Source organism: Aeromonas sp. Y311-2 (assembly GCF_027706025.1).
Classification (GTDB): Bacteria; Pseudomonadota; Gammaproteobacteria; order Enterobacterales; family Aeromonadaceae; genus Aeromonas; species Aeromonas veronii.
In genome coordinates, this window is record NZ_JAPDCL010000064.1 from 1 (window position 1) to 1,256 (window position 1,256).

At 50.5% G+C, this 1,256-nt stretch carries 1 protein-coding gene; it reads right to left on the bottom strand.

Annotated elements, in window-relative coordinates; genetic code table 11:
- Positions 1 to 24 precede the first annotated feature (24 nt).
- Positions 25 to 1,161, bottom strand: coding sequence for an ISAs1 family transposase (locus OKC42_RS22610; protein WP_024943479.1), 1,137 nt, complete (start codon positions 1,159 to 1,161; stop codon positions 25 to 27).
- Positions 1,162 to 1,256 lie beyond the last annotated feature (95 nt).

Below are 1,256 nucleotides of genomic sequence, written 5' to 3' on the forward strand. Positions count from 1 at the left end.
CAGGGCGAGAGCGTGAACATATTGTTAAATTGACTTCAATTCAGCCAGCCCTGAATCCAATACCTTTTCCAGATATGGGCTGCTCATGCCCGCAAATTGCTGCTTCTTCCGCAAGCTTGCCTTACGGCTGGTTTCGGCTCGCAGCATGTTTTGCGCCATGTGTCGTGCACAGGCCAATATTTGAGGGGCATCACCTCGATATATCTGGCAGGCATCCTCATTCATCACGACATCCAGAACCCAGTGCAGGCTATTTTCAATTGCCCAGTGCCCTCGTACCGCTGAAGCAAACTGCTCTGGTGTCAGTTCAGCCGAGCTGATGTAGTAGCGATACTCCATCGAAAATTTTTCCATATTTTCAATTCGATAGGATATTGCGACACCGACAGTCTTCAGCGATTTCCACTCTGGAAATTGCTCTGATAGTGCTCCGGCTGGTAACACATGGTACTCGCGGCCATCGATGCGACCGTGCTCTTTCTCGACACTGAGCGTTTCTTCACTCAGCGGCTTCTTGGTCGACTCGGCCAGAGCTGCGCGTACTGCATTATGCAGTGTGGGCTGGTTACCTTTTACCGCCAGCAAGTAGTCGCCACCGCCCTTGACTATGGTTGAGGCTATTCCAGTCTGGCAGCCCATGGCATCGATGGATACCAGGCAGCCTTTTATATCGAGGAGTGCCAGTAATTCAGGAATGGCGGTGATTTCGTTAGATTTCTCATCTGTTTTGACTTGCCCGAGCACCAGACGATTCTCAGCGGCAAAGGCACTGACCATATGAATGGTAGACTGACGACTGTCTCGGTCGTAAGAGCTGCGTAAGGTCTTGCCGTCAATGGCAATCAGCTCACCATCGGTACGTTCTGATGTTGCTTGCATCCAGCGGACGAAGGCGTTCTGGAATTGCTCCGGTTGAATACGGGAGATGATCCTGGCTATGGTGTCGTGAACAGGTAATCCGTTATGAAACAATCCATTACGCTGAAACCATTCCAGATGTGCCTCGCCGAAAAGCTCGATATCTTCCCAACCTTGAGCTCCACCAATAGCAGCACAGACGGTGAGAAAAACCACATCGAAGAAGGGGTACGCGATTTTGGTTGTCTGACGAGGGTCTTCAAGTTCGGAGAAGAATTGGGTAAATGCCGCTTGATGGTTCATGACGAAACTCCCGTAAAAGAGAGTATAAGATCACACCCTGTTCGGTCGGTCAAATCCTCGTGCCCTGCTTAAAAAACGTTCGCGATCTTGCCCTG